Below are 1,100 nucleotides of genomic sequence, written 5' to 3'. Positions count from 1 at the left end.
TCGGGCCAGTGGCGTTGGCGTTGGAAGGCGTAGGTGGGCAGTTGCACCAGGCCGGAGCCCGGTACGAACCGCTCCCAGTCCACGTCCACGCCGTGTGCGTGCACAGTGGCCAGGGCGGCAAGGAGCGTACGCCTCTCGGCACGGTCCTTGCGCAGCACCGGCACCACGACCGCGCCCCCGGCCCCGCCCCCGACCTCGGTCCCGGTCCCGGTCCCGGTCCCGGTCCCGGTCCCGGTCTCGGTCTCGGTCTGGGCCAGGCACTCGCTCGTCAGACCCGCGAGTGTCGCGTCGGGACCCACCTCCACATACGCGGTCACACCAAGACCGGCCAGCGTGGCGATACCGTCGGCGAAACGGACCGCGGAACGCGCCTGAACAGCCCAGTACTCCGCCGTGAACTCCTCGACCACCTCACCCGTGACATTCGAAACAACCGGAATGCGGGGAGCCTCATACGTCACAGACCGGGCGACCTCGGTCAACTCCGCCAGCAAACCCTCCTGATGCGCCGAGTGGAAAGCATGGCTCACCTTCAGCCGCGTAGCCTTAACCCCCTCCCCCCGAGCCAGCTCAGCAACCTCCAGCACCGCCGCCTCATCACCCGAAACCACCGTGCTCGAAGGGCTGTTACACCCGGCCACCTCCACACCACTACGCCCCTCAAGCCACCCCGCAACACGCGCCTCCCCCGCATTCACAGCGACCATCGCACCACCCCGGGCCACACCGTCCATCAAACGCGCCCGCGCACACACCAAACGCGCCGCGTCCTGGACAGACAACACCCCCGCCACATGAGCCGCCGCCAACTCCCCCACCGAATGCCCCACCACATAATCCGGGACCACCCCGTAATGCGACAACAAACGGAACAACGCCACCTCGACCGCGAACAACGCCGGCTGAGTGAACAACGTCCGCTCAAGCAACTCCGGCTCGCCCCCGATCACCCCCGCAACCGAACGACCCACATACACATCCAACGCCGCAACAACCTCATCAAAGGCAGCCGCGAACACCGGCTCCCCCGCATACAACTCACCCCCCATACCCACACGCTGACTCCCCTGCCCCGAAAACAGGAACGCCACAGAACCCGC

At 67.2% G+C, this 1,100-nt stretch carries 1 protein-coding gene; it reads right to left on the bottom strand.

What is annotated here, in order from left to right; all coding sequences use genetic code 11:
* On the bottom strand, positions 1–1,049 hold a 1,049-nt coding region (locus DTL70_RS05935), incomplete at its 3' end, for an acyltransferase domain-containing protein (RefSeq protein WP_181860800.1).
* Positions 1,050–1,100: the final 51 nt, after the last annotated feature.

It is taken from the genome of Streptomyces diacarni, assembly GCF_003323715.1.
Classification (GTDB): Bacteria; Actinomycetota; Actinomycetes; order Streptomycetales; family Streptomycetaceae; genus Streptomyces; species Streptomyces diacarni.
This window is presented reverse-complemented; position numbering and strand designations above follow the sequence as displayed.